We start from the raw sequence: 1,224 nt of genomic DNA, 5'->3' as shown, positions 1-1,224 counted from the left end.
GGGTTCTACCCCGTTAGCACGGACACTTTCGAGTAAGCTCACGCTGAGCTGAAGGAGTGTTCATGTCCAAGCGCAAGAGATACAGCCCCGAGTTCAAGCGGGAAGCCATCGAGCTGGTTCGTCGTTCAGGGGCGAGCTGCCGACAGGTTGCCCTGGAGATTGGTGTTGCTCCGAACCTGCTCACACGCTGGGTTAGAGAGTCGCAGCCTGGCGTAGAAAAGGCGTTTCCAGGAACGGGGAATCCGCGAGATGAGGAGCTTGCCCGCCTCAAGCGTGAGTTGGCCCGCGTGACCAGGGAACGTGATTTTTTAAAAGACGCGGCAGCGTACTTTGCCAGGGAGTCATCGAGCGGTACTCGGTGATCCAGCGCTGCCGCAACGAGTACCCAGTACGACTGATGTGCCGTTGCCTGAAGGTTTCTGCCAGCGGCTATTACGACTGGCAGGATCGCGAGCTAAGTCCACGCGCTCAAGAGAATGCGCGCCTAGTAAGGCGCATTCGGGAGATTCACGAGGACAGCCGTGGTGTGATCGGTGCTCCTCGTATGCGTGAGGATCTGCTCGACGAAGGTGAAACCGTCAGCCTGAACCGCGTTGCTCGCCTGATGTCCGCAGAGAGGATTCAAGGATGGCCACGTCGGAAGAAGCGCGGCCTTGGTCGAGTAGCCCCTCGTCGTCCAGCTGGCGTGAAAAATCTACTGGAGCGCGACTTCACCGCCGTGGAGCCGGAGCGCAAGTGGGTCACTGACATCACGGAAGTCGCCACCCTGGAGGGCAAACTGTTCCTGTGCGTGGTGCTCGACCTGTACAGCAAGCTGGTGATTGGCTGGTCGATGCATCACCGTCAGGATCGGCAGATGGTGATCCGAGCGGTGGAAATGGCGCTCTGGCAGCGCCAGGGCAATTGGTCAGTGATCCTGCATTCAGATCGCGGCAGCCAGTTCACCAGTGCTGATTACCAGCGTTTTCTGAGTCGCAATACGCTGGTCTGCAGCATGAGTGCCGTCGGACATTGCGGCGATAACGCTGCCTGTGAAGGCTTCTTTGGTCTGCTCAAACGGGAGCGTGTTGCTCATCAATCGTATCGAACTCGCGATGAAGCTCGGGCCGATCTATTCGACTACATCGAGCGGTTTCACAACCCACGAATGCGTCGTAGAGTCGCCCGGCAAGATTTGAAGTTTTCAGCCCTTTTCAAACCGTCCGTGGAAATGGGGTAGAACCC

Annotated in this window: 1 protein-coding gene; it reads left to right on the top strand. The window is 58.0% G+C overall.

What is annotated here, in order from left to right:
- Positions 1-62: 62 nt before the first annotated feature.
- Positions 63-1,219, top strand: a protein-coding gene (locus C167_RS0100225; protein WP_085988824.1) for an IS3 family transposase whose coding sequence is annotated in 2 segments (ribosomal slippage) — positions 63-312 and positions 312-1,219 — 1,158 coding nt in all. Because the reading frame shifts where the segments join, the coding sequence is not laid out codon by codon here.
- The last annotated feature ends 5 nt before the right edge of the window (positions 1,220-1,224 follow it).

The organism is Pseudomonas nitroreducens TX1 (assembly GCF_000313755.1).
In the GTDB taxonomy this organism is placed as follows: domain Bacteria; phylum Pseudomonadota; class Gammaproteobacteria; order Pseudomonadales; family Pseudomonadaceae; genus Pseudomonas; species Pseudomonas nitroreducens_A.
Note: the sequence above shows the minus strand (reverse complement) of the source record. Positions and strands in the feature narration are given on the sequence as shown.